This is a genomic window from Thalassolituus sp. UBA2009 (genome assembly GCF_002335285.1).
In the GTDB taxonomy this organism is placed as follows: Bacteria; Pseudomonadota; Gammaproteobacteria; order Pseudomonadales; family Oceanobacteraceae; genus Venatoribacter; species Venatoribacter alkanivorans.
In genome coordinates, this window is sequence record NZ_DDCJ01000053.1 from 1 (window position 1) to 1,647 (window position 1,647).

The window sequence follows — 1,647 nt, forward strand, 5'->3', positions numbered from 1 at the left end:
CCTCAGCGCCAGCTCTGGCAGAACCTCCCTGGATTGTATCGCTGACCGAAGAGCAGTTGACCGCGCAGCTGGCCGCTGCCCGGGTTCCTGTGTTGCTCGATTTCTGGGCCAGCTGGTGTGCGCCTTGTCGGGCAATTCTGCCATTGCTGGAAAAGCTGGTGCTGGAGCTTAACGGGCAGATACTGTTGTTCAAGGTCGATGCAGAACAGTCACCCGAGCTGCAGCAGCGCTTTGCGGTTAAAGGTCTGCCGGCGGTTCTGTTGCTGCAGAACGGCATGGAGGTTGATCGCTTTCAGCAGACACTCACCGAATCACAGATCCGCGCATTTATTCAGCCCTGGCTCAGGCAGCCAGCGCAGGAGAGTGCTCTGATATCCGGCTGTCTGCAGCAGGCAGAGCGTGCCTTTGCTGCCGCTGATGCGGATCAGGCGGCATTCAGTCTGAATCAGGCCTGCCAGCTTGCCTGTGGTGCACAGGGCAGTACAGCACGGATGCTGGCCGATATTCTGAATGTCTTGCTGGAAGGGCTTGGTTGCTTGCCGCGTTCAGAACGTGGTGCTTTGATTCAGCTGGCTGAAGGCTGGCTGGCCGCCGCCGATTTCAGTGTGTTGCGCGAACCGAAACTGCAACAGGCACAGGCCCGGCTGACGTTACAGCGCCAGCAGTGGCAACAGCCGGCGGATGATATCAGCGTGTTGCGTCAGCAATTAGCGCACCCGGACGCGCAGCATGGACAGTTGGTACTGGCGCTTTCGGGTGCTCTGGCGGCGGAGGGGAATTATCCGGCAGCCCTGGAGTCCTTGCTGGAGTTTTTACAGTCCCGTTGCCACGACAACCCGCAGGCGTCTACCTCGCTTACAGAGGACGCTGACTATCAGCAGGTGCAGGCACGGCTGGTTGAACTGATTGATATTTTGCCGGATCGTGTGCTGGCTAACCGTTACCGCCGCCGGTTGTTTGAATTGCCAGCGTTGCCGTTTTAACCGACCCTGAATTACCCGGATGAAGAATAATGATGTCTTTTAAAGTACTCGCCAGTGCTCTGGCGATGGTCATTACTTTCAGCGCTTTTTTACCTTATATCCGCGGAATTCTGACCGGTGCGATTAAGGCCCATGTGTTTTCCTGGGTGATCTGGGGAATTACCACTCTGGTGGTTTTTTTCGCGCAACTGAGTGATAACGGTGGGGCGGGTGCCTGGGCGGTAGGCTTATCGGCCAGTATCACATTGTTTATCGCCTGTCTGGCGTTTTTAAAACGGGGTGATCTGGCTATCACAAAACTGGATTGGTTATTTTTTATTGCGGCTTTATCGTCGCTGCCATTCTGGTATTTCAGTGATTCTGCATTAATGGCGGTTATTATTTTAACCACCGTGGATTTATTCGGCTTTGGCCCGACACTGCGTAAAGCCTGGGCGTATCCGCAGTCAGAATCGCTCGGTTTTTTTGCCTTATTTTTATTACGTAATCTGTTGGTGGTTGCAGCTCTGGAGCATTATTCCTGGGTTACGCTGCTGTTTCCTTTGGCGGTGGCGCTGGCCTGTATGGCGCTGATGCTGATTATTGTTTTGCGTCGCCGGCAATTAAGCCGGACGACGCCAATATCGTCCTGAAGGTATTAAAGACCGAGCTGACGGGCGGCCAG

Annotated in this window: 2 protein-coding genes; both read left to right on the forward strand. The window is 54.8% G+C overall.

What is annotated here, in order from left to right; all coding sequences use genetic code 11:
• Positions 1-983, forward strand: a 983-nt coding sequence (locus B3P58_RS05645) for a tetratricopeptide repeat protein (protein ID WP_286716462.1), incomplete at its 5' end; no start/stop codon positions are given.
• Positions 984-1,012: 29 nt separating this feature from the next.
• Positions 1,013-1,615 carry a hypothetical protein gene (locus B3P58_RS05650; RefSeq protein WP_230332032.1) on the forward strand — a complete coding sequence of 201 codons (603 nt, stop codon included), beginning with the start codon at positions 1,013-1,015 and terminating at the stop codon, positions 1,613-1,615.
• Positions 1,616-1,647 lie beyond the last annotated feature (32 nt).

Excerpts from the sequence above, each read along its gene's own strand:
- B3P58_RS05650 (WP_230332032.1), top strand. The coding sequence starts at position 1,013 with ATGATGTCTTTTAAAGTACTCGCCAGTGCTCTGGCGATGGTCATTACT.